Raw genomic sequence first — 806 nt, forward strand, 5'->3', positions numbered from 1 at the left:
AACGCCACCAACTCCGCCAGCGACCGCAAGGCGCTGCAGGCCGAAGTGACCCAGCTGGTCAGCGAAATCGACCGCGTGGCCAAGCAGTCCGACTTCAACGGCACCAAGCTGCTGGACGGTTCGTTCTCCAGCCAGCTGTTCCAGGTCGGTGCCAACGCCGGCCAGGCCATTGCCATCGACAAGGTGGTGGACGCCAAGACCAACGCCCTGGGCGGCGCGCAGTTCGCCACCGCCACGGTTGCCAAGGTGACCGGCGTGGCCGACACCGATGTGGCGATCGCTGCCTTCAGCATCACCGACAGCAAGGGCACTGAAGTCAAGTTCGACAAGCTGGATGTGAAGAGCGTCGGCACCGGCCCGGAGAACGAAGTGGCCGCCGGCAAGGCGCTGGCAACCCACATCAATGCCAAGATCGGCGAAACCGGCATCTACGCCGAAGCCGATGCAGCCGGCGCCGTGACCCTGACCTCGGTCAAGGACAGCGTCGACAAGGACGGCGTGGCCAAGGTCTTCACCACCGACGTCGCTGGCGCTGGCACCGTGACCCTGGGCACCAAGCAGTTCGCCGATGCGATCGACGTGTCCACCGTGAAGGGTGCACAGCAGGCCCTGGAAATCGTCGACAAGGCCCTGGGTGCGATCAACAACACCCGCGCCGACCTCGGTGCCATCCAGAACCGCTTCACCTCGGTCGTTGCCAACCTGCAGACCTCCACGGAGAACCTGTCGGCCTCGCGTAGCCGCATCCGCGATACCGACTTCGCCAAGGAAACCGCAGAGCTGACCCGCACCCAGATCCTGCAGCA

At 65.0% G+C, this 806-nt stretch carries 1 protein-coding gene; it reads left to right on the forward strand.

Annotation, left to right across the window (positions count from 1 at the left end):
- Nucleotides 1–806, forward strand: an 806-nt coding sequence (locus AC1DCJ_RS20305; protein ID WP_478071796.1) for a flagellin, incomplete at both ends; no start/stop codon positions are given.

It is taken from the genome of Stenotrophomonas sp. 10N36 (assembly GCF_056395005.1).